This window comes from Nitrosomonas sp. (assembly GCA_031316255.1).
Lineage (GTDB): Bacteria > Pseudomonadota > Gammaproteobacteria > Burkholderiales > Nitrosomonadaceae > Nitrosomonas.
Genome location: JALDQW010000001.1, coordinates 3,526,522 through 3,547,817 on the forward strand (window position 1 = coordinate 3,526,522; position 21,296 = coordinate 3,547,817).

At 45.3% G+C, this 21,296-nt stretch carries 22 protein-coding genes; 10 read left to right on the plus strand and 12 right to left on the minus strand.

What is annotated here, in order from left to right; translation table 11 throughout:
• Window positions 1-6: 6 nt before the first annotated feature.
• The 3 genes from MRK00_15650 (at window position 7) to MRK00_15660 (ending at window position 2,516) form a co-directional block, all read left to right on the plus strand.
• A complete protein-coding gene (locus tag MRK00_15650) occupies window positions 7-681 on the plus strand; it encodes a response regulator transcription factor (protein ID MDR4518803.1) in 675 nt (224 codons plus the stop codon).
• A gap of 358 nt (window positions 682-1,039) precedes the next feature.
• Entirely contained in the window at window positions 1,040-1,846 is an 807-nt protein-coding gene (locus MRK00_15655; GenBank protein MDR4518804.1) for a methane monooxygenase/ammonia monooxygenase subunit C, read from the plus strand.
• A 115-nt stretch (window positions 1,847-1,961) separates the two neighbouring features.
• Window positions 1,962-2,516, plus strand: coding sequence for a hypothetical protein (locus MRK00_15660; GenBank protein MDR4518805.1), 555 nt, complete (start codon window positions 1,962-1,964; stop codon window positions 2,514-2,516).
• Between the two features lie 133 nt (window positions 2,517-2,649).
• On the opposite strand, the gene MRK00_15665 is transcribed toward MRK00_15660, so the two are convergent.
• The 8 genes from MRK00_15665 to MRK00_15700 all read right to left on the minus strand — a co-directional run bounded on the left by MRK00_15665 (window position 2,650) and on the right by MRK00_15700 (window position 10,811).
• Window positions 2,650-3,693: a succinylglutamate desuccinylase/aspartoacylase family protein gene (locus MRK00_15665; GenBank protein ID MDR4518806.1), complete on the minus strand. Its 1,044-nt coding sequence runs from the start codon at window positions 3,691-3,693 to the stop codon at window positions 2,650-2,652.
• Window positions 3,694-3,908: 215 nt separating this feature from the next.
• Window positions 3,909-4,829, minus strand: coding sequence for a 30S ribosomal protein S6--L-glutamate ligase (rimK, locus tag MRK00_15670; GenBank protein ID MDR4518807.1), 921 nt, complete (start codon window positions 4,827-4,829; stop codon window positions 3,909-3,911).
• A 120-nt stretch (window positions 4,830-4,949) separates the two neighbouring features.
• The gene (locus tag MRK00_15675; protein ID MDR4518808.1) at window positions 4,950-5,396 is read right to left on the minus strand and encodes a RimK/LysX family protein; all 447 of its coding nucleotides are present in this window, start codon (window positions 5,394-5,396) and stop codon (window positions 4,950-4,952) included.
• A 226-nt stretch (window positions 5,397-5,622) separates the two neighbouring features.
• Window positions 5,623-7,137, minus strand: a complete 1,515-nt coding sequence (locus MRK00_15680) for a Ni/Fe hydrogenase subunit alpha (GenBank protein MDR4518809.1) — start codon at window positions 7,135-7,137, stop codon at window positions 5,623-5,625.
• An 11-nt stretch (window positions 7,138-7,148) separates the two neighbouring features.
• Window positions 7,149-7,691: an NADP oxidoreductase gene (locus MRK00_15685; protein MDR4518810.1), complete on the minus strand. Its 543-nt coding sequence runs from the start codon at window positions 7,689-7,691 to the stop codon at window positions 7,149-7,151.
• Entirely contained in the window at window positions 7,684-8,424 is a 741-nt protein-coding gene (locus MRK00_15690) for a 2Fe-2S iron-sulfur cluster-binding protein (GenBank protein MDR4518811.1), read from the minus strand. Before MRK00_15690 ends, MRK00_15685 begins: the two co-directional genes overlap by 8 nt.
• Before the next feature lie 24 nt (window positions 8,425-8,448).
• Entirely contained in the window at window positions 8,449-10,212 is a 1,764-nt protein-coding gene (locus MRK00_15695; GenBank protein ID MDR4518812.1) for an NAD(P)H-dependent oxidoreductase subunit E, read from the minus strand.
• A gap of 62 nt (window positions 10,213-10,274) precedes the next feature.
• A complete protein-coding gene (locus tag MRK00_15700; GenBank protein ID MDR4518813.1) occupies window positions 10,275-10,811 on the minus strand; it encodes a DUF1614 domain-containing protein in 537 nt (178 codons plus the stop codon).
• On the opposite strand from MRK00_15700, the gene MRK00_15705 reads away from it, so the two are divergent.
• Window positions 10,793-11,293 carry a hypothetical protein gene (locus MRK00_15705; protein MDR4518814.1) on the plus strand — a complete coding sequence of 167 codons (501 nt, stop codon included), beginning with the start codon at window positions 10,793-10,795 and terminating at the stop codon, window positions 11,291-11,293. The two genes, MRK00_15700 and MRK00_15705, sit on opposite strands and share 19 nt — an antisense overlap.
• A 135-nt stretch (window positions 11,294-11,428) precedes the next feature.
• The gene (locus MRK00_15710; protein ID MDR4518815.1) at window positions 11,429-12,298 is read left to right on the plus strand and encodes an HDOD domain-containing protein; all 870 of its coding nucleotides are present in this window, start codon (window positions 11,429-11,431) and stop codon (window positions 12,296-12,298) included.
• Window positions 12,299-12,314: 16 nt separating this feature from the next.
• Here MRK00_15710 and MRK00_15715 read toward each other — a convergent pair whose 3' ends face one another.
• The gene (locus MRK00_15715) at window positions 12,315-12,785 is read right to left on the minus strand and encodes an MEKHLA domain-containing protein (GenBank protein ID MDR4518816.1); all 471 of its coding nucleotides are present in this window, start codon (window positions 12,783-12,785) and stop codon (window positions 12,315-12,317) included.
• A 107-nt stretch (window positions 12,786-12,892) separates the two neighbouring features.
• On the opposite strand from MRK00_15715, the gene MRK00_15720 reads away from it, so the two are divergent.
• The 3 genes from MRK00_15720 (at window position 12,893) to MRK00_15730 (ending at window position 15,291) form a co-directional block, all read left to right on the plus strand.
• Window positions 12,893-13,744 (plus strand): HDOD domain-containing protein, encoded by an 852-nt coding sequence (locus MRK00_15720; protein MDR4518817.1) that lies wholly within the window; start codon window positions 12,893-12,895, stop codon window positions 13,742-13,744.
• A gap of 389 nt (window positions 13,745-14,133) precedes the next feature.
• Window positions 14,134-14,817 carry a Crp/Fnr family transcriptional regulator gene (locus MRK00_15725; GenBank protein MDR4518818.1) on the plus strand — a complete coding sequence of 228 codons (684 nt, stop codon included), beginning with the start codon at window positions 14,134-14,136 and terminating at the stop codon, window positions 14,815-14,817.
• Window positions 14,818-14,928: 111 nt separating this feature from the next.
• Window positions 14,929-15,291, plus strand: coding sequence for a hypothetical protein (locus MRK00_15730; protein ID MDR4518819.1), 363 nt, complete (start codon window positions 14,929-14,931; stop codon window positions 15,289-15,291).
• A 693-nt stretch (window positions 15,292-15,984) separates the two neighbouring features.
• Here MRK00_15730 and rtcR read toward each other — a convergent pair.
• Window positions 15,985-17,586, minus strand: a complete 1,602-nt coding sequence (gene rtcR, locus MRK00_15735) for an RNA repair transcriptional activator RtcR (GenBank protein ID MDR4518820.1) — start codon at window positions 17,584-17,586, stop codon at window positions 15,985-15,987.
• A 268-nt stretch (window positions 17,587-17,854) separates the two neighbouring features.
• Here rtcR and MRK00_15740 point away from each other — a divergent pair, with 268 nt between their 5' ends.
• A complete protein-coding gene (locus MRK00_15740) occupies window positions 17,855-19,081 on the plus strand; it encodes an RtcB family protein (GenBank protein MDR4518821.1) in 1,227 nt (408 codons plus the stop codon).
• 253 nt (window positions 19,082-19,334) lie between these two features.
• On the opposite strand, the gene MRK00_15745 is transcribed toward MRK00_15740, so the two are convergent.
• Window positions 19,335-19,517: a hypothetical protein gene (locus tag MRK00_15745; GenBank protein MDR4518822.1), complete on the minus strand. Its 183-nt coding sequence runs from the start codon at window positions 19,515-19,517 to the stop codon at window positions 19,335-19,337.
• Window positions 19,518-19,595: 78 nt separating this feature from the next.
• On the opposite strand from MRK00_15745, the gene MRK00_15750 reads away from it, so the two are divergent.
• Window positions 19,596-20,759 (plus strand): slipin family protein, encoded by a 1,164-nt coding sequence (locus MRK00_15750; GenBank protein ID MDR4518823.1) that lies wholly within the window; start codon window positions 19,596-19,598, stop codon window positions 20,757-20,759.
• A gap of 18 nt (window positions 20,760-20,777) precedes the next feature.
• Here MRK00_15750 and MRK00_15755 read toward each other — a convergent pair whose 3' ends face one another.
• The gene (locus MRK00_15755) at window positions 20,778-21,290 is read right to left on the minus strand and encodes a YfiR family protein (protein ID MDR4518824.1); all 513 of its coding nucleotides are present in this window, start codon (window positions 21,288-21,290) and stop codon (window positions 20,778-20,780) included.
• Window positions 21,291-21,296: the final 6 nt, after the last annotated feature.

Below are 21,296 nucleotides of genomic sequence, written 5' to 3' on the forward strand. Positions count from 1 at the left end.
ACAGTAATGAACGATGTCAAGATCCTGGTTATTGAAGACGAGAAAGCATTACGCGAAAACATCACTGAAATCATTGCACATTACGGTTTTCGCGTGGTTGCCGCCGCCACAGGCGAAGAAGGCTTCGAGCGCGCAACAGAGTATTCTCCCGACGTTATCGTTTGCGACATTATGCTGCCGGGAATAGACGGTTATGAAGTCTTCACCCGGATAAAACAGATTCCGGGCTGTGCATCAAGCGCTTTTATCTTTTTGACTGCAAAATCCACCCGTTCCGATACCCGTACCGGTATGAATATGGGCGCCGACGATTATCTCACCAAGCCGTTTACCCGAGAAGAACTGATCAACAGCATCACGGCGAGGGCTGAAAAACTTGTCAAAGCAAGAAAAAACAACGCTGAAAAAGATCCTTTGATTGAAGCCGCATATGAAAAACTGCCAACGCTCACCAAAGCGGAACGCAAGGTGCTCAACAAAATATCAGAAGGGCTCACCACGCCCCAAATTGCGGAAAAGCTTTTTTTAAGCAAAAAAACCATAGAAAACCACCGCATGAATATCTCGCGCAAGCTGGATCTCAGCGGCCCCAACAGCTTGATTAACTTTGCCTTGCAGCTAAAAGCCTATCATCCGGACAGCTTTCTTTCGAATGATCTGCCCTCCTCTTCTTCCAGCTAATTGCTCGTTTTCTTTTCCACTAAACAACCTAAAACTTTCAACTTGAATTTGAGGGCATTTCTAAAAATTTAGAGTTTTAAACAAGACGAGGCGAGAACAAAAAATTTTGACGCAGCATATAATTGATATGTAAGACAATATTTTTTGTGAACAACGACGTATTGTAACAAAATCTGGATTTTTAGAAGCGCCCTTTCAGTAAAAATGAGGGCATCCCCTCATTGTAAAAAAATTGTAATCCGCTATCCTTAATCGCTCAAAAAAGGTTATTCGGATTATCTTCTTGATTTCCTATCGATACGCTGATTAACCTTAAGGTCCTATTTTTAATAAAATTCAAGCATTATGGAGGTTTATGATGGCAACAACATATGGAACAAGTCATGCAGCGAGTGCTGACTATGACATGTCATTGTGGTACGACTCCAAGTACTACAAGCTGGGCATGGGCATTATGCTGGCGGTAGCGATATTCTGGATTTGGTATCAGCGTACATTTGCGTATTCACATGGTATGGACTCAATGGAGCCGGAATTTGACCGTGTATGGATGGGCTTGTGGCGTGTACACATGACCCTGATGCCATTGTTTGCGTTGGTAACCTGGGGCTGGATTCTGAAGACCCGTGACACCAAGGAGCAACTGGACAACCTGGATCCAAAGCTTGAAGTTAAGCGTTATTTTTACTGGATGATGTGGTTGGGTGTCTATCTGTTTGGTGTTTACTGGGGCGGCAGCTTCTTCACCGAGCAAGATGCATCCTGGCATCAGGTGATTATTCGTGACACGAGTTTCACGCCAAGTCACGTAGTTGTGTTCTATGGTTCATTCCCGATGTACATTGTATGTGGTGTAGCGGCATACCTGTACGCGATGACCCGTTTGCCACTGTATAGCCGTGGCACATCATTCCCGCTGGTTATGGCGATTGCTGGTCCGTTGATGATTCTGCCGAACGTTGGATTGAACGAGTGGGGTCATGCATTCTGGTTCATGGAAGAGCTGTTTAGCGCGCCATTGCACTGGGGTTTTGTGATTCTGGGCTGGGCAGGTTTGTTCTCAGGTGGTATCGCGGCACAGATTGTGACCCGTTACTCTAACCTGACAGACGTGATCTGGAATGGTCAAAGCAAAGAAATCCTTAACAACAGGATTGTTCCTTAATTTCAATTTAATTTAACGACTACTGCTATCCATGGCTTGTGTAACCCGGCCATGGATAGTCCAGACAACAATAAAACTCCAGAAATCATTGATCAATAACTATAGGAGTTGTTAAATGTTAGAGCATTTGAAAAAATTTGGGGCTTTAGGCACGATAATTATTACACTATTTTACTCTGGTTTCGTCGCGGCACATGGAAATGTTCCCCTTGAAACAGATGTTTGCGTACGCAACATGGCGGGCAGCATGATCCATCTGAGTACCTACCAGCCGCAACATGACCCGCAGGCCGAGTACTGCACCGAGATTCCCAATGAAGGTGAAACGTTCTGGGTTCTGGACCTCATTGATCAGGCCCTGCGCAATAGACCGATTGATATAAAAATAGTACGCGGCATCGGCGATTCCATAAGCGAAACAGTTGCGTCCATATACTCAACGGATCATTCGGATGGCATTATTAAAGGTGAATTTAACCTAGATAAAGGGCAATATACACTTTTTGTTACAGGCGTAGGCGTACCAGCCTTGCACTATGAATATCCAATACAAGTACAATATAAAAGCCTAACAGATACTTTTTTTACAATTACGCCTTATATTATTGCATTCCTGTTAATGGCGTTATTGACGGATAAATATCTGAAAAAACGTCAGGTTCAATATTAGCAATCAATGTTGCCCCAAATCCTGTATTGCCATTCAAACTCTTAAGGGGGCGCACATTGCCCTCCGGCCAATCCGGAGGGCTTTTTTATGAAATATAATGATCAATGAATCCGTTCATGATTTTCACAATATTTTATGCAGGACCTTTTTCTTCTTCTGCTTTTAATTCGGGTGTAATGCTTTCCTGAAATATTTCTATATGTTCCGCCACTTCACGGTTATCTTCAAACTGGGCAATATGATAGATCGCTTCCCCTTCGTGAACCAATGGCAATTCGGAACGACCAATAATTAAGCCATTGCATGGAGAAACTACCGGTACTTCCAGATTTGAAACCGGATCATTGATGGAACCCAGCGTATCTTTAAATTTTATTTTTTCTCCCAAAGACTTGGCTACCCTAAAAATGCCACTCCTTGGCGCCCTTATCCATTGACTGGATCGGGCCACAAAAGGTTCTTGTCCAGAATATTTACGGTTTTTGCTGGGCGGCAGCATGCCCATATGCCTTAAAACACCTAATATTCCACGAAGGCCTGCCCGGATAGAAACTTCATCAAACCTTAAGGCTTCACCCGCTTCATATAACAGCATTGGAATGCCGAATTCAGAAGCAGCTTCTCTTAATGACCCATCGCGGAAATTTGCATTCAGTAAAACCGGAACGTGAAATGATTTTGCCAGAAGCATTGTTTCCGCATCGTCAAGGTTTGCACGAACCTGTGGCAGATTGCTACGATGAATGGCTCCAGTGTGCAAGTCAATTCCATGTGTGCATTTTTCTACAATCTCTGTCATGAACAGATCAGCTATTCGCGCTGCTAGAGAGCCTTTTTTTGATCCAGGAAAAGACCGGTTCAAATCTCGCCGATCGGGCAAATATCTTGAATGATGAATGATACCGTAAACGTTCACCATAGGAATAGCGATCAAGTCACCTCGCAACTTGCTTAACACAGGTTGTTTCAGCAATCGCCGTATAATTTCTACCCCATTGAGCTCATCGCCGTGAATGGCAGCACTGACAAATAATCTCGGTCCCTGTTTTTTACCCCGTATCACATGAACCGGCATCGTCATCAGCGTATGGGTATAGAGTCTGGGAAGCGGCAGATCAATTGTGACCCGACAGCCAGGCGCGACTGTTTCGTCATTGATAATAAGCTCTGAAACCATATCAGATTGAATTTTCCTTGCGTAATTTACTGTTGTTCTGCGAATAACGCCGTATCGTTCGGTTGAGCTTTATCAGCTTTTTTATTGTTCCAAGTTGGGGCGGCGCAATCAGATCGGTCTTATTAAAAGAAATCAAGAAGAATACTGTGTCATCGTTTGGAGCCTCGCTTATTCGATTAAATAGATTTTGCTGGAGCTCATTCGCTCTGGACTAATTATCCTTTGCCACGGGTTTTGGATCGCTCCGATGTGTTTTCAAGTGATTTGATTCTCGATTCAATGAACTGAATAATCAGCGCGGCAATATCTTTACCGCTGGCATTTTCGATCCCCTGCAGACCGGGAGATGAATTGACTTCCATAATGACAGGCCCGTGATTGGATCGCAACAAATCAACACCACACACATTCAGGCCCATTATTTTTGCTGCTCTTATGGCTGTTGAGCGCTCTTCTGGCGTTAGGCGCACCAAAGAAGCCTGTCCACCACGGTGTAAATTAGATCGAAATTCACCCTCGATCGCCTGACGTTTCATTGCCGCAACCACTTTGTCTCCCACTACAAAACAGCGAATATCGCTCCCCCCCGCCTCTTTGATAAATTCCTGCACCATAATATTTGCATTGAGTCCCATAAATGCCTGAATGACACTTTCCGCCGCTTTCTGGGTTTCGGCAAGCACCACACCGATCCCTTGCGTTCCTTCCAGTAATTTGATTACGAGCGGCGCGCCACCGACAGCGGATATCAGGTCGTCAATATCATCCGGATTATGCGCAAAACCGGTTACCGGCAAGCCAACGCCTTTCCTGGCCAGCAGCTGTAAAGATCTTAATTTATCCCTTGAACGCGTCACGGCGACTGATTCGTTCAATGGGAATACATTCATCATTTCGAATTGCCGTAATACTGCGGTGCCGTAGAAAGTAACCGATGCGCCAATTCTGGGTATCACCGCATCAAACCCTTCCAATATCTCCCCCCGATAATGGATTCTCGGATTATGCGCTGTGATATTCATGTAACACCGCAAGACATCCAGTACTTGCACGTCATGGCCACGCTCAGTCGCTGCATCTATAAGCCTCCTGGTAGAATAAAGCTTGGCGTTACGCGATAAAATTGCAATTTTCATGACCTACTCCTCTGTTATTTAAGAGCGCACAATAGTCGAAACTTGAGGTGTTTTGTGTCGCAGAATTACTGAAATCAATGGCGAATTGACTGGACTTGCTGCGAAATCGCAGCAGCTCCATTACAATCGCCCTAGCAGAAAGGATGCAGCGGGATCCACCAGAAAACGATTATTGATGGCGGTACGGCCAAGCAACATACGAAATTTCATTGTATCACGCTGGGTCAACGTCAATTCCACAGCATAAACATAAGCACCCAGGCATACTGGCGTTTCAATGACATAGCGGCGTTGTTTATGTCCGCCAGAATCTGTCACAATGCGCCTGTCTTTCACCAGCGCATCACATTCAATAACTGTTTCAATACTGTTTTGGATGGGGTGGATTGCAAACCTGATCCACGGTTGATTGTTTTTTTTATACGCATCAATCCAAAAAGCATGCAGTGCAGATGTTCGAGCCCCGGTATCCACTTTTGCCTTTATTCTTGGAATTCTCAAGTCTGGCAGTGCCAGCCATTCTCTCCATCCAATAATCGGAATTTGCGTGCTTGTTGCTTTTTTCATTTAAACAGGAAATAGCATCTAAAAATGATCAGATAAAAATTGATTTCGTTTCAGGGTCGAAAAAACGAGTATTCTGGTAATCGCTAGTACATACATAACAGAGTCTAACATTGGATTCTGCAGTACGGCATGCCACTGAATTCATGGGGCCGCAGGACACGATGAAGATAGTGAAGCACATCGCTCCCGATTAGCACGTTCAGGGAACATACATATCTCAAGATATTTAATAATTGCCGCCCTGAATTGTAATACATTGCTCATATTGACCATCACTATTCTTAACCAACCGATGAATCAACGCACCCCTTGCATCAACCAGTTCCACCTGCAACGGCATTTTACCCAGTGCATGCGTTGCGCACGACAGGCAGGGGTCGTAGGCCCGCACTGCAACTTCGAGATGGTTGAGCAGCCCTTCGGTAATTTCGCGCCCGTCGAGATACCGGTTAGCCACGATGCGAATGGATTCATTCATTGCCTGGTTGTTACTGGTGGTTGATACGATCAGGTTTGCACGGGTGACAATGCCTTCGTCGTTGACCTGATAGTGGTGGAATAAAGTGCCTCTGGGTGCTTCAATGACACCGATGCCTTCATGACGCCTGTCGCCTTTTTCGGCAACCAGTTCGGTTCCGCTGATATCGGGATCGTGAAGCAGGTTCTGGATCGATTCGGCACAGTGCAACGCCTCGATCATGCGCGCCCAGTGATAGGCCAGTGTGCTGTGTATCGGTTTGTCATGTCCATATGCCCTGAAACGCTTGCGCTCAGCTTCTGCACGCGGTGTGGAAATACGGTCACAGTTATTGACGCGTGCAAGCGGACCAACCCGGTACCAGCCGTGATCTTTTCCAAGCTGATGCAAATATGGAAATTTCATGTAACTCCAGGAACGCACTTCTTCGCGCAAAATCTGTTGATAATCGCAGTAGTCGAACTGATCGAAAATAAACGCGCCGTCGGGATAACGCGCACGCAGCTCGCCGTGGTAAAGCTCCAGTTCGCCTTTTTCACCGGTCAGACTAAGATAATTGGAAGGGAAAGTGGCAAAATCGGCATGTTCGGGATTGGCTGTATGAATCTGCTCGTTCAGTTTTACGGCGTTTCCGCTCCATAGCAGTATATTTTCAATATCGGCCAGTAAGGCATCACGCCAGCCGGTTGTCAGCGGTTTATTCATGCCGCCGGGCAGTGTCCCGGTGCCATGAACGCGCTTGCCTGTAATCGCCTCAATAATCTGCTGGCCATATTTGCGTAGCTTTACGCCCTGCAGCGCTATTTCAGGATGCTTTTCCAGCACACCCACGATATTGCGCCGCACGGGATCGCTGCCGAAACCAAACAAAAAGTCGGGCGAAGTCAAATGAAAGAAATGCAGTGCATGCGATTGCAGAATTTGACCGAAATGCAGCAGGCGGCGCAATTTGGTTGCCGTTGGCGTCAGCCGGTCGACACCGGCCAGTTGGTCAACTGCCTTGGCCGCCGCCAGTTGATGACTGACGGGACAAATGCCGCATAAACGCTGCACGAAAAAAGGCACTTCCCAATAGGGCCGTCCCTGGATAAATTTCTCAAAACCGCGAAACTCGACAATATGAAAGCGTGCTTCCCGGATATGATTGTCGCTATCCAGCAGCAGCGTGATTTTCCCATGCCCTTCAACGCGCGTTACGGGATCAATGGCAATACGCCGCACACCTTTCTTTGAAGCGGATTCCGATGATTGACCTGTCGTCATATTCTGATGCCTTAATCGTAATGCAGTTTTTCACCGGTCATTTGTGGTGCTTTCCCATCCAGTAATGGCAACAGCAGCTGTAAAAACGCATCAGCCGGTGGCGGACAACCGGGTAGGAAATAATCGATTTTCACCACATCACCGACTGGGTAGACTTTATCCAGCAATAGCGGTAGTTCTGTATCGTTTGGAATTTGTGGATTTGTGATTCCCGCTCCATGAAGATAGGCTTCTTCGAGACAGTCACGCAAATCAAAATAGTTTCGCATCGCGGGCACACCGCCTGTAATGGCGCATGCACCGACAGCAACGAGGATTCTGCAATGGGTGCGGAATTCTCGCAACACATGCACGTTCTCTGCAGTACAAACACCGCCTTCAATCAAACCGATATCGCTGGGTTCACAGTGTTTGATATCGGTAAAAGGCGAACGATTGAATTCGATATATTCACTCAATATCGCCAGCTTTTCATCCATATCCAGAAAAGACATATGACAACCAAAACACCCAGCCAGTGAAGTTGTGGCTATTTTGATTTTGTGGTCAGTCATTGCCGTGTTCTTCGTGCTCAGGAACATGTTCATCAAAAGCCACTTCACTGATCATACGCTGATCGTAAATTCGCCTGCCGATAGGCGTCACATATCCCTTTTCCTTGATCAGTATCGCGCCTACGGGGCAGATATTTGCCGCCACATCATCAACGGCAATATCGCTGTCGCCCAGCTTGCCACTGGCTGAATTGACAATCAGGTGTGCATGAATTCCACGCCCGGCAATTGCAAATACGTTTTTGCCGTCGACTTCGCGGCTGGCGCGGACACATAAATCGCATAAAATACAGCGACTGCGATCCAGCAAAACAGCCGGGTGCGACGCATCCATTTCACGGCGCGGGTTAAATTGTGGATAATGCTCATCACGCATGCCGAGATAATACCCCATGGCCTGAAGCTTGCAATTACCTGATTTTTCACACGACGGGCAAATGTGATTCCCTTCGACAAACAACATTTGAGTTATCGCCATGCGGGCGGCATGCAGTTCCGGCGTCTGATTGCGAATCTGTTGCCCGAACTGAGCTTGCGTCGTACACGCGGTAACATGTTTGCCATTTAATTCAACAACGCATAACCGGCAGTTTCCCGAAGGCGTCAACCCTGGATAATGACACAAATGCGGAATATAAATTTTTGCGGACAAGGCCGCATCCATGATCGTCTGACCCGCTTTGAAATGAATTTCCGTGCCGTCTATAGTAATTGTATGCTCGTTATTCGCCATCTTACTATCTGCTCTCTTACCGCACTACTCCAGATGCGCATCTGCATCATTACGCTCCGTCATTTTTCGCGCCGCCTCCAGTGCCGCATCGAGGTCAATCTGGGGCGTAAACGTTTTTCGCGTTAACCGTTTCTCAACGCGTTCAGAAAATTGCTGCAGACTGTCCAGGATATGGTTGGCTGCCGTATGCCCAAGACCACAATGCGAATAGCGCTTGACGAGGGCGCTCAATTGTTTAATCTCATGTATATCCAGTGAAGTTGCACGCCCATCCATTATTTTCTGCCAACTGCTTGTCAGCAGACTGGTGCCCACCCGGCAGGGCGTGCAGAAGCCGCAGCTCTCATGCGCAAAAAAACGGGCGAAATTCTGATTCACCGACAACAGATCACAGTTTTCTCCAAATACCAGGAATGAACCACCGGTCGATAAATCCTCAAAACTGATTTGCCGGGAAAAATCTTTCCTGGCGACCATTGTTCCGGCAGGCCCGCCAATTTGCACCGCCTGAACATTGTCTGCCTCACAATCATCCAGCACTTGTTGAATACTGACACCGTATGGATACTCATAAACACCGGGTTTCCGGCAATCACCGCTGACACTCAGAATCTTGCTCCCGGTTGATTCTTCCGTGCCCATGGACTTGAACCAGTCGCGACCGTTTTTTGCGATATGCGCTGCGGCAATGAGTGTCTCGACATTGTTGACAACCGTAGGCTGGCCCAGATAACCCCGGGTTACCGGAAATGGGGGACGAATACGGGGAATCCCCGGTTTGCCTTCCAGTGATTCGATCAGCGCGGATTCTTCGCCGCAGATATACGCGCCCGCACCGACCACAATTTCAATATCGAAATCGAATCCGGCCTGCCCGACTATGGATTGCCCTAACAGGCTCTTCGCATACCGGCGTTTAAGCACATTTTGCAGATGATCCAGCAAATAACGGTATTCCCCCCGCAAATAAAGATATCCCTTTTTGGCCCCAATGACATAGGCGCATATGGCCATACCCTCAAACAGTGCATCTGCATTGTTTTCCAGCAAAACACGATCCTTGAACGTGCCGGGCTCCCCTTCGTCTGCGTTACAAACAACATAGCGCGCTTCTCCCGCCGAGTCGCGGCAAAACTGCCACTTCTTGCCGGTATCGAATCCAGCGCCGCCCCGTCCGCGCAAACCGGAATCAATAATGTGATTGAGTATTTGTTGTGGCGCACTGGCCAGTACTTTTTTTAAACTGCTTCCAGGTTGTACCGTTTCGCTGAGCAACAATCCATGTTTTCGGATGCTGGATTCAACCCGGAACCATTCAACCGGCCATTGTTCAAGTGGTTTTTGTTCCGAGATCAAACAGGAAATCTGCGTTATCCTTTCGTCATCAAGCCAGACCAGCGGCATGCCATTAATCAGCATGGATGGGCCATGATCGCACATGCCGATACAGGAAGTCTCACCGACACTTACCCATCCATCTCCGCGTGTTTTTCCGGCTACAACCGATAATAGCCGGCAAATTTTTTCCAACAGATTGAGCTGACCGACCTGGTATCCACAACTCGTGCAATTGCTGAACAGGATATGATAAAAACCAACGGGTTCCGGGTAAAAAAATGCATAAAAACTGACAACCGAAGCAACCTGACTGGCCGACATCTTGAATTCATTGGCAACCCGCGTCATTGATTCGGCCGAAATGTGGCGCTCGGTATGCTGAATTTCATATAACCTGTGCAGCACATGCGACGCATAGAAATCAACACAATGATTAGGATATTGATTCATCATACAGGCAGTATAGCGGCAATTTATGCAACATTACAAAAAGACCAAATTGTTTCTCATCATCAGGCCAATATCGCCGCCACAATGCCGGTAATAAAAATGCCGTCAAAAGTGCCTGCCCCGCCGATGGATGCATGCGGCGCACCTAACCGGGGGATTGATTTCAAATGCAGCAAATCCGCACCTATCAGTACGCCCAGCGTCCCACTGATGTAGGCCAGTGGAGCACTGAGTTCGGGCTCCAGAAAAATGCCCACCAGTGCTGCACTGATCGGCGCAATCAGTATGGGCATGCCTATTCCGACTCCTGGAATGGGACGGCTGAAGAAATAACTGATAACTGCGATAATCGAAATACCGGTCAAGGCAGTAATCAAAGTTAACTCACTATTTTCAAAAAGATAAACAGAAAGTGCTGTCGGTATCAGACAACCACCCAGGTTCACTGAAATCAGTGTTTCATTCTGGAATGGCTGTGGCGGTATTCTAAAAATTCCCCAATGCTTCTGCTGCACTATTGGCGAGGGAAAGGCATCTGATCTGATGCGGCAAACGGGCAAGTTGACCACGCTTCCAAACAGTGAAAACACCAATATCATCAGGCCCAGCAGAGGCGGTACATTTAGCCTTTCAAATGCAAAAACAAGTAATTCCAGCTGGATTAAAATCGATAGAAATACCAGCAGAACAAGAAAAAGAATCAAATGAGCGGGTGAAAACTGGTTTTTCATCTTGTGATCAACATCGCAGTACCTGTCGAGAATGTAGTCCTGTATTTTTGAAACAACTCAAGGGCATCTCTATAAATCCATATTTGCGAGCATCCGGATCGCGGATTGCCTGCTTACCCCGTTTCGTCACAACACGTCGTTGTTCACAAAAAACATTTCCTTACTTATCAATAATATGCTGCGTCAATATTTTTTGTTCTCGCCTCGTCTTGTTTAAAACGCTGAAGAGGTACCCTCAAAAAGAAATTGTTGCCTGCATCAACTTTGCCAGGCTTTATCAGGCTGTTGTAAATCGTTCTCGTAACTACCTCCGGCCGGCAAAAACAGAAAAAAGCAAAGTTTACGCATAATAGATGTGCAATCCAGGCCTGTTTTTAACTGAGCAAGAACACAAATAACCTCTCAGCATCCTGTAAAAGAATCTTGAAGTAGACAACCAATATGCCGTTATAGATTGAACATTTAACGTATATATAAATGTACCAATGAGACCAAAAACAATTGTAAAAAATATCCGCGTCGTTTATTCATCACCAGAAGTTACATTAAAGATTAAACAAATAATATACTCTGAAAAATACAGTAACGCAGAATTAACAACACTGATTCTTTGTGACCCGGCATTAACTGTACAAATTTTGCGGTTGGCCAATAGTTCTGATTACGGTTTTTCACGAAAAATTGATACTGTATCTCGCGCAATTTCAATTATTGGTAAAAAAAAGCTTCTCGCACTCGTTTCAGCTACAGCGGGTTTTCATGCTAACCCGGATATTTCCCAAGAACATGCACACATGGAGTCGCTTTGGTATCGCAGCATCGCATGCGGTGTTATCGCACAAATACTTGCCATCAAAATGCATCGTAAAGAAAAAGAACGTTTTTTTATTGCCGGGCTGTTGCACGCCATCGGCAAATTTGCATTGCTTTCTCAATACCCGGATGAGTCTTCCGAAGTACTGCGCATCAGCGAATTGGGCGAAGACACCGTTATTACCGCAGAACGCAGAATCTTCGGTTTTACTTATGCCGAGTTGGGCGCAGAATTGCTTAATCATTGGCAATTGCCCGCAAGTATATGGCAGCCTGTTAAATTCCAGTTTGATCCGTTAAATCGGGAAGCCTCAAAAATTGACACCAGCCTGCTTTATGTCGCTCTAAAAATAGCCTGCAATATGGAGCCAACGTCCCTGCAAGCCCGGGATTATACTGACATGAAGTCAAAATATGATATTGAGGTTTGGAAACAATTAGGCTTAAACACTGACATCATTTATCCAACAGTCGAGAAAACAAGCTCGAAAATACTTGATATCTTAATTAGGATAAAGCCTGAAGTTGTCATCATTTATTAGCGCTATTTTCTGCGCATTACAAGAATCGCCATGTTGAAAATGTTGCAGCCTGACCAATAACCGCTCTATCGGGATTAATGACGTTCCAGATAATGGCATGATCAACAAAAAACCGTTTTCCAGTACGGGATATTCTTACGCCACGATAATCTGAGATATAGCCTTGTTCTTTTGCCTGCAACAACATTCTGGCGCGTTCTTCTCGATTTACAGGTTCGGCAGTTAAACGAGAAGGTGTCTGTGTAAATTGGTGCCAGTCCATCTCCCACAGATTTAACGCCACCCGATTACCATAATTTAGCACCGGATCATCCTGTAGCGCATGGGAAACAACAACAAAAGAGCAGTTAAACAAGTTTTCTGCCTGGTCGCAGGAAGAACCTGTTCTTGGTATTAATTCGTGTTTAATCCAGTGGGCATAACTATCTAACATATTTTGACACCACTGCAACATTTGAGGGTTTTCCCAATCGGTTTGTTCGATCATTTTTTTACCTTATTCAAAAAACAGAATAAAAAGTCTAACTTAATTTCAAAATTCAAAACAATCTCAATCTTTTAAAATATTCAAACATTTATATATCCGAGGTTTTTATGGAACCACATGCTGTCGCGACAAGCGTAAAATCAATTTTTTCATTACCCGAGGTTGTTTTAAAAATCAACGAACTCATCAATTCAGGAGATACCACCAATAGTGAATTGGAACAAACCATTCTGAATGACCCGGCGTTAACGGCCAAACTGCTGAAATTTGCGAATAGCGCTTATTTTGGGTTTCCCAAAAAAATTGAAACCGTATCAAATGCGATCGCCCTCATTGGGCACAGGGAACTGCGCAATCTTGCCATCGCCTCGTCAGTGACATCTGTTTTTAAAGGCATCCCTTCAGACCTGGTAGACATGGAATCATTCTGGCACCATAGTGTCAGCACGGGGGTCATTGCCCGTTTAATGGCATATGATATCAATTGCCGTGAACGTATTTTCATCGCCGGACTTTTACATAGCATAGGAAAATTAATCTTGTTTAGTCAATTCCCAGACGAATCAAGTAAAATCTTGAGCAGCAACCAGGATGAGGAATCCGTTATCATTGCCGAACAGCAGGTTTTTGGTTTTACCTATGCCGAACTCAGTGCAGCTTTTTTGAACGAATGGAGTCTGCCGGAAAGTATCTGGAAAATTGTTGCATCTCAACTTGACCCAGCCAATGCAGAGCAATTCAAAACCGATGCATATATCTTGCATTCAGCGGTTAAAATTGCGAGTCATAAACAAAAACATCAAGGCCATAGCATCAAACACGATGAAATACAGTCCTTATGCAAACCAGATGTATGGGAAAACCTGGGAATAAATACCGAAGTTATCGAACTGATCAATTCCGTTGCAGAACTTCAGATCAATGACATGTTCAATTGCATCAAACCGTCTACAGTTTAGCGAATTTAGGGCATTAAAACCACTCACTTTCCTCTTGGGTTTTTACCGAAAGGCACTAACTTTAATAAAGTTACAGCTGCTGAAATTAATCGTATTGAAAAACTACTCAACAATCGCCTTAGAAAATGTTTAAATTACAAAACTCCCTACGAAATGTTTAGGTTAGCTTGTGGTGCACTTGAAGATTGAATGTGGCATTGCAAAACGCGACCCCTTTGTGTTAATTCGACCCCTTTGTGTTAATTTTAAAGTGGCTTAGATCACAAGGAGCATTGCATAGGATACAAGCCAAATAAGTATCGTGTTTATGAAACCAATCGAGTCTGACCCCCATAGATGCGGATGCGTGTGACCCCATAGATGCGACAGAATTATAAATGCAGCCAATAATGAACAACACTAAATCAAAATTAATTGACGATTTTTTCGAGTGTGATTTGAGAGAATTACAGAAGGATTACCCATCCATCCGGGAAATCAATATTTCGAACAAAGCTTTTCTTTACCATCAAGGTGATCACCGCTCCGAGTTGTTCTGGATAAAAAGTGGTATCGGCAAGCTCTCTCATTTAACAGAGCAGGGAACCGAAATTACCATTGCTATTTTTGAGAAGGGAGATGTCATTGGTTGTTTGCAGAATAATTCTGTGTTCCAAGAAATAGAAGAGAGTGCACAAGCACTTGGTGAAGTTAATGTGTATAGCATAGCATACAACGATTTCAAGGCTCTGATGTCTCGTCAACCAGAATTGGCATGGTATGTTTTTGAGAAGATATATACCCGAAAGCAGAAAGTCGAACGTAAGTTACGAACTACCCTGACACAACCAGTTGAGATGCGTGTTATAGCTACTTTATTAGAATTAGCTGAGATGTTTGGAATAGAGTGTACTCATGGGTATGCATTGGAAATTCATCTAACTCAACAAGAAGTGGCAGATTTGGCTGGAGCAAGTCGTTCGGTGGTAAGCACAATTTTGAATGATTTCAGAAACCGTGGAATGCTTGACTATACGCGTGATCAGATTTGTATTAATGATGTTGCACTCACTAGACTTTGTAAACAAACTTAACTTTGAGCAGTATTGTTCTGTAGCTAACAGACATTGTGTTTGAGCTGTATTAAAGTTCTGTGCACTGATGGACCATCGGGGTCGCCATCAACTTAATACAGGAGCACATCCATGAAAAAAGTAATTTCATCTCGCACACACGGTTATCTGGATTTTCTTACAGTCGCTCTATTTCTACTTGCACCAACACTATTGAGTTTAAGTCAGGTACCGGCCATGCTTGCATATACCTTGGCTGTCGTTCATTTGATTGTTACACTAACTACTAATTTTCCCTTTGGCATATTTAAGCTAATTCCATTTACCATTCATGGCTGGATTGAGCGTCTGGTCGGACCTTCGCTAGTTGCCTTACCTTTTATTTTTGGTTTTGCAAATGAAGATGTCGCGAAAAATTTTTATATCGCAATGGGTATTGTTATTATCATGATTGGTTTTCTTACTGACTATAAAGGTGAGGAAAAACATACATAGAATGGTAACACGGGGGGCGACAAATACATATCTATAGAATATAGTTTGTTACTATATCTTTTATCTCATTGTTTATCAAAGAAAAATAGCAGTTATGCCTTAATAGAAGCTGGCAATATTCAGCATCTATATCCCTTTAAACCTGTTGTCCTCTGGAGCCATGTGTCGCCTTCGCAGAAAATAGGCGATACATGGATTCAGAGGGCGGCAGGGTCAATAAAATGTCCTCTGGTGAATGTTGAGCCTGCTTTTGCTTTACCGAATTATATAAATATGAAACATTGTATTAAAGTACAGAAAAGTATCGTTTCTGTTTGATGTCCCCTATCTTGTAAGTTTCATTAAATAGGCTTAGACTAAATGCTTATAAAATTACTTAAAACACGTATAAATGCGCTAAATTGACACTAAAATAACAGAGGTTAACCTAAATGACTGATACTACAGAAATGTATGCGGGTTCGATTCCCGCCACCCCATTTCAACATCCAACATCATTCAGTTAAACCCATAAACCCACATAAATGCAGTTTTTTTGTCCAACCGTCCAATTAGATCGTTGGGCAGTTGAACCAAACCAGGTCCAAAATAACAAACGGGCGTCATTCTGACACGTGATTCCGTGTTGTTAATCTCTGACCAACTAACCACAGATTTTTTCTGAAAAACCAGCCCGGCATTCTATCCATAGAATCACCGTAATTCAGAAAATATCAAACCAAATCGTTTGAGATAAACTTTTAGACGGTTAGTATCGTTGCTGCTGTTTTTCTGGCGTCTTGAAACATTGAACAGGATGCGGCCCGCTTCTGCCATGGTCTTGCAGTTTTTGCAAACCTGAATAACTTCGGCCAGTTGCAGCCGCTCGAACAAATCCAGCTGCTCAATGGCTTCCTCGCTCAGATATTTTTCTAATGCGTTGTGTGAATGATTGCCGTCATCCGCCGCCAGGCTTTTCCAGTCGGTCTGCAATCGACTGATTTCATTGTTCACAATTTCTTCGGTGATTCGCCCGCCATCCGCCAGAATGGCCATTCGCATCACGCTTGCATTGAGATCCCTGAAGTTTGCATGCCAGACTGCATTTGGCGCCATGCCAAAATCCAGATACCGCTTTAACGCCAGTTGATTGAAGCTGACTTTATATCCGATCAGTTGCGTGGCTTTTTTGAGTTCGTAATGAAGATTGGGCTCAAGATCCTCGATTCTGTCTTTAAGAGACGGCAATTCATACGTCCAGAGGTTGATGCGCGCTAATAAATCTTCTCTGAACCTTCCATTTTTGACCTGTTCATGCAGCTTGCGATTGGTGCCCGCGATCAACTGAAAATCACTGCTGACTTCCTTGTCGCCACCGAACGGCATGAACACCTTGTCTTCCAGGGCGCGTAACAGCATGGCCTGCTCATCCAGACCCAATTCCCCGATTTCGTCCAAAAACAGCAGCCCGTTATTCGCCTCGCGCAATAAGCCAGTGCGCTCATTTTGCGCGCCGGTAAACGCCCCTTTCACATGACCGAACAATGCGGACATGGCGTTGTCGCCACGCAAGGTGGCGCAATTCACTTCGACCAGGCGGCCGCTTAAATGCATGCGCTGCTGTTTCAGCGTATAGATTCTCTTGGCCAACCGTGATTTGCCAGCGCCGGTCGGGCCGGTCAACAGGATAGGCGCGGTTGAACGTAACGCGACTTGCTCGATTTGTTCAATCATTCGATTAAATGCTGCATTTCGGGTTTCGACGCCGCCTTTAAGATATTTGTTCGCCTCGTTCGCGTCATTAGCAAAACGTGAAGCAATCTGATCATATTTGGACAAATCCAGATCAATAATTTGTATGGAACCATACAATGCGTTCGGATCGCCTTGCTTGCCCGGAGAAGACTGCAACAGTTTTGCCGGAATAAATCGCGCTTCTGTCAGCAGAAACAGGCAAATCTGGGCAACATGCGTACCGGTGGTGATATGGACAAAATAGTTTTCGCGTTCCGGGTCAAAGGGATAAGCCTCGGCAAATGCATGCAGCTGGCTGTAGACCGTTTCAAAATCCCAGGGATCGTCATAATCGACGGCATATAAATTGACTTGCATGCCCGGCGAAAGCGCGCGAATATCTGCCGCAGTCAATTCGGCCAACGCCTGCTCGTGAACATGGTGAATGAGTTCCAGCCGCGCAAGTGGAAAATCCTTTTGCATCGCAACGGATACCGTTGGCCGCCACCGGCCAAACCTGCCCTTTCCCAGTCCGCCATGATCCAGCCGCGAACCCAGAATACCAATTACAATATTATCCAAAATAATAATTTACTATCTTAAAAAATAATTTAGATTACAAAATTGTAACGGCCACAAATCCTATCATTTTTAATGAAAAATATATTTCTTTATTAAAACATTATGTTACATAAATTTTAATTCGCTTCTAAAATGCTGGCATAGTAATTGCGAATATTAAAAGCAACCGGAGTGGCACAGACTCACTGAAAAAATACCCCGGCAACCAGCCGGCGATACGGAATCGCAATTGAATCTGTTATCCGGGTAAAGTTTAGAAGGAGACACAATGAAGACAACATACGAAGTCATGGCTGAACAAAATCGTGCAGTAATCAAATCATGGACGCGGGGCGTTACATTTGACGACAATGCCCGGGAACAGGTGAAAAATCTTGCGGCCATGCCTTTTATTCATAAACATATCGCGATCATGCCGGACGTGCATTTGGGAAAAGGTGCGACCATAGGCAGCGTTATTCCGACCATAGGTGCGGTAATTCCTGCTGCTGTCGGCGTAGATTTGGGTTGCGGAATGATGGCAGTCAAAACCAGCCTGGTTGCAACAGACTTGCCGGATTCATTGACACATCTGCGCCATGAAATAGAAAAAAACGTGCCGCACGGGCGTTCGACAAATTTAAAGCGCGGACGGGACAAAGGCAGCTGGAACAACCTGCCTGACGACGTTGTACAGGCCTGGTTGTCGCTGAGCGACGATTTTGAGCGATTGTGCGAAAAACATCCCGTGTTGAAGAATACCAATAACATACAGCACCTTGGGACGCTCGGAACCGGAAACCACTTTATTGAATTATGCCTGGACGAATCAGACAATGTCTGGGTGATGCTGCATAGCGGATCGCGCGGCGTCGGCAATCGTATCGGCTCCGAGTTTATCGCAAAAGCCAAGAAAGATATGGAACGGTGGTTTGTTCATTTACCGGACAGGGATCTGGCTTATATTCCCGAAGGAAGCCAACATTTTAACGACTATATCGCCGCGGTTTCATGGGCGCAGAATTTCGCCCGGGTAAACCGTCAAGTGATGATGAACCGCACACTGGCCGCATTGCAAAAAATCATCGACAAACCCTTTTCTGCAGAACAGGAAGCGGTTAATTGTCACCACAATTATATTAGCCGCGAGCACCATTTTGGCAGCGATGTCTGGATAACACGCAAAGGCGCGGTTTCTGCAAAGCTGGGTGAGATGGGCATCATTCCAGGCAGCATGGGCGCAAGATCATTCATTGTGCGCGGCATTGGCAATGCCGAAAGTTTTTGCAGCTGCAGCCACGGCGCTGGCCGGGTAATGTCGCGCGAAGAAGCCAAGCGCCGCGTATCTCTGGAGGAACACTTGACCGCTACCGAAGGCGTTGAATGCCGCAAGGACAGCAGCGTAATCGATGAAACACCGGCAGCTTACAAAGATATCGACAAGGTAATGGCGGCGCAATCCGATCTGGTCGAAATTGTGCATACTTTAAAGCAAGTTGTTTGTGTAAAAGGATAAACAGACATGAATATGCCGGACATTCAATGTTCCGGAGACAAGTATTTGGCCGGTTTTCACCACTCGCGGCGCTGGTTCAAAAAAGCCAGCCTGACACAGTTTATGTTTTTTAAATAGGTGTATCGGTGTTGATAACCACCAAGTAAAGCGACTATAGCTCAGTCTGGGAGAGCTGCGGATATGCGATATCCGTGAGTCGGCGGTTCGAATCCGCCCGTGAAACCACCCTGTAACGGTGTTTAAAGTGGAAAAGCTAGCGATAGCGAGTTGGTTCGAATCCAACATATTGATGTAATACCCAGGTGCTTTCCTGCGAATGCGGCAAGCCGGACATGCTGATAGGTTGTTTACTATTTTCATGCTCCGGTCTGACGCAATCGGCTTCGGGTTTGCCATGGCTGAGGGTTTGTAAGTTGCGGAGATTGTTCGATGGCAAAACAAATTCCCCAAAGTGCACAATGAGCCATGCCACACTCGAAGTTAGGAAAGCACCGTATACTCATTGGAGAAAGAAATGTTATTTCAACAAAAATACATGGTTGCTGAAAACCAGAAAGGATTGCTGTACAAGGATAAAAAATTCATCAAGGTACTGGACGCCGGAAAATACCGCTTCTGGTCTGTCGACAAAGACTATGAATTAACACTTGTTGGCACAATCGCTGCAAACCGGGAGATTACCAGTGAAGAAGTATTATCGGTCATTGAATCGCATCCCGCCGAATTTTCCCGCCACGTGGATCTCTGGGAAACCGGTGCAGAAGAGATCGGCCTGGTTTATGAGCAAAATGTGCTCAGAGACATCAAGCTGCCTGGCCAGCATGGCGCCTATTGGAAAGGCGTCCGTAAAACCCGTATAGATAAAATCAATATCGGCAACGATTTCAGCATTTCTCAACGCATGGCTGCGTTGATGCTCGGCGCTGAAAGCGCACCGTTGCGTCAATCGGCCAGCAAGACCATCTTTGCGGCCACCGTACCGGAAGATCATGTCGGTTTTCTGGAAATCGATGGCAAAGTGACTCGTACATTAAGTACTGGTACTTATGCCTGGTGGAAGTTCAGCCGCGTGCTGAATGTCAAGCTGTTTGATATGCGCCTGCAAAATATGGAAGTTAACGGCCAGGAAATACTGACCAAAGACAAAGTCAGCCTGCGTATCAATTTATCGGCCATCTGGCAAATCGCCAATGCCGATCTGGTGCGACAGTCATTGACGGATCACACCGATTATCTGTACCGGGAAATGCAACTGGCCTTGCGCACCGTTGTGTCGACACAAACACTAGACCAGTTACTCGCGGATAAAAACCTGTTGAACAGTCAGATAAAGGCTTTGGTTTCAGCCAAAGCGCAAGAATATGGCATCAGTGTTAAAACAGTTGGCGCCCGCGACATTGTGCTGCCCGGTGAAATGAAATCGATTCTGGCCCAGGTGGTTGAAGCCGAGAAACTGGCTGAAGCGAATTTAATCAAACGCCGCGAAGAAACGCAGGCAACCCGTTCATTGCATAACACAGCGAAAGTGATGGAAAACAACCCGATTCTGCTGCGATTGAAAGAACTGGAAAGTCTGGAAAGAATTACCGGGCAAATCAGTACGCTGAATGTATATGGCGGGCTGGATGGCGTCATGAATGATATGATAAAACTGACCAGCCGTACAAATAACCCTTGAGTATTTTGTCAACAGCCCCTAATACACTTCGGTCGCCAAACGCAATAATTGTGCACTTAAAACCAGGCCAACTTTCTTGGCCTGCGTAAGATTAGCCTCAAATGTAATTCTGCCGTCATTAACATTCATATTGAGCATGACACCATGAAAACTGGCGCCGGGACTGTCAGCGACGGTCAGGATCGGATAATTTGCCAGGCTGTTCACGATATCGGCGAAATGGTGCGCCTCGGACTGTGTGATAAAAACAAATTGGCACGGAATCAGTTTCTCCCGTTGATCGACTCTATGAACTACAATCGCCCGGTCATAGATTGTTTTTTGCTGCAGTAAAAAATCCAGTTTTTTGCCAAAAGGATCGTTACCATAAATACATAAGTTAAAAGTGGCAAAACTTTGATCGGGCCAGGTTGTAAATACGGAAAAGTTATACAAAAAAGCGGATTTCAGCGTATATTCATCAGGCTGCGAGGAATATGTCTTTGTCGGTAAAAACAGCATTATACTGACAAGCAAAAGCCAGCATTTCACCCGTAA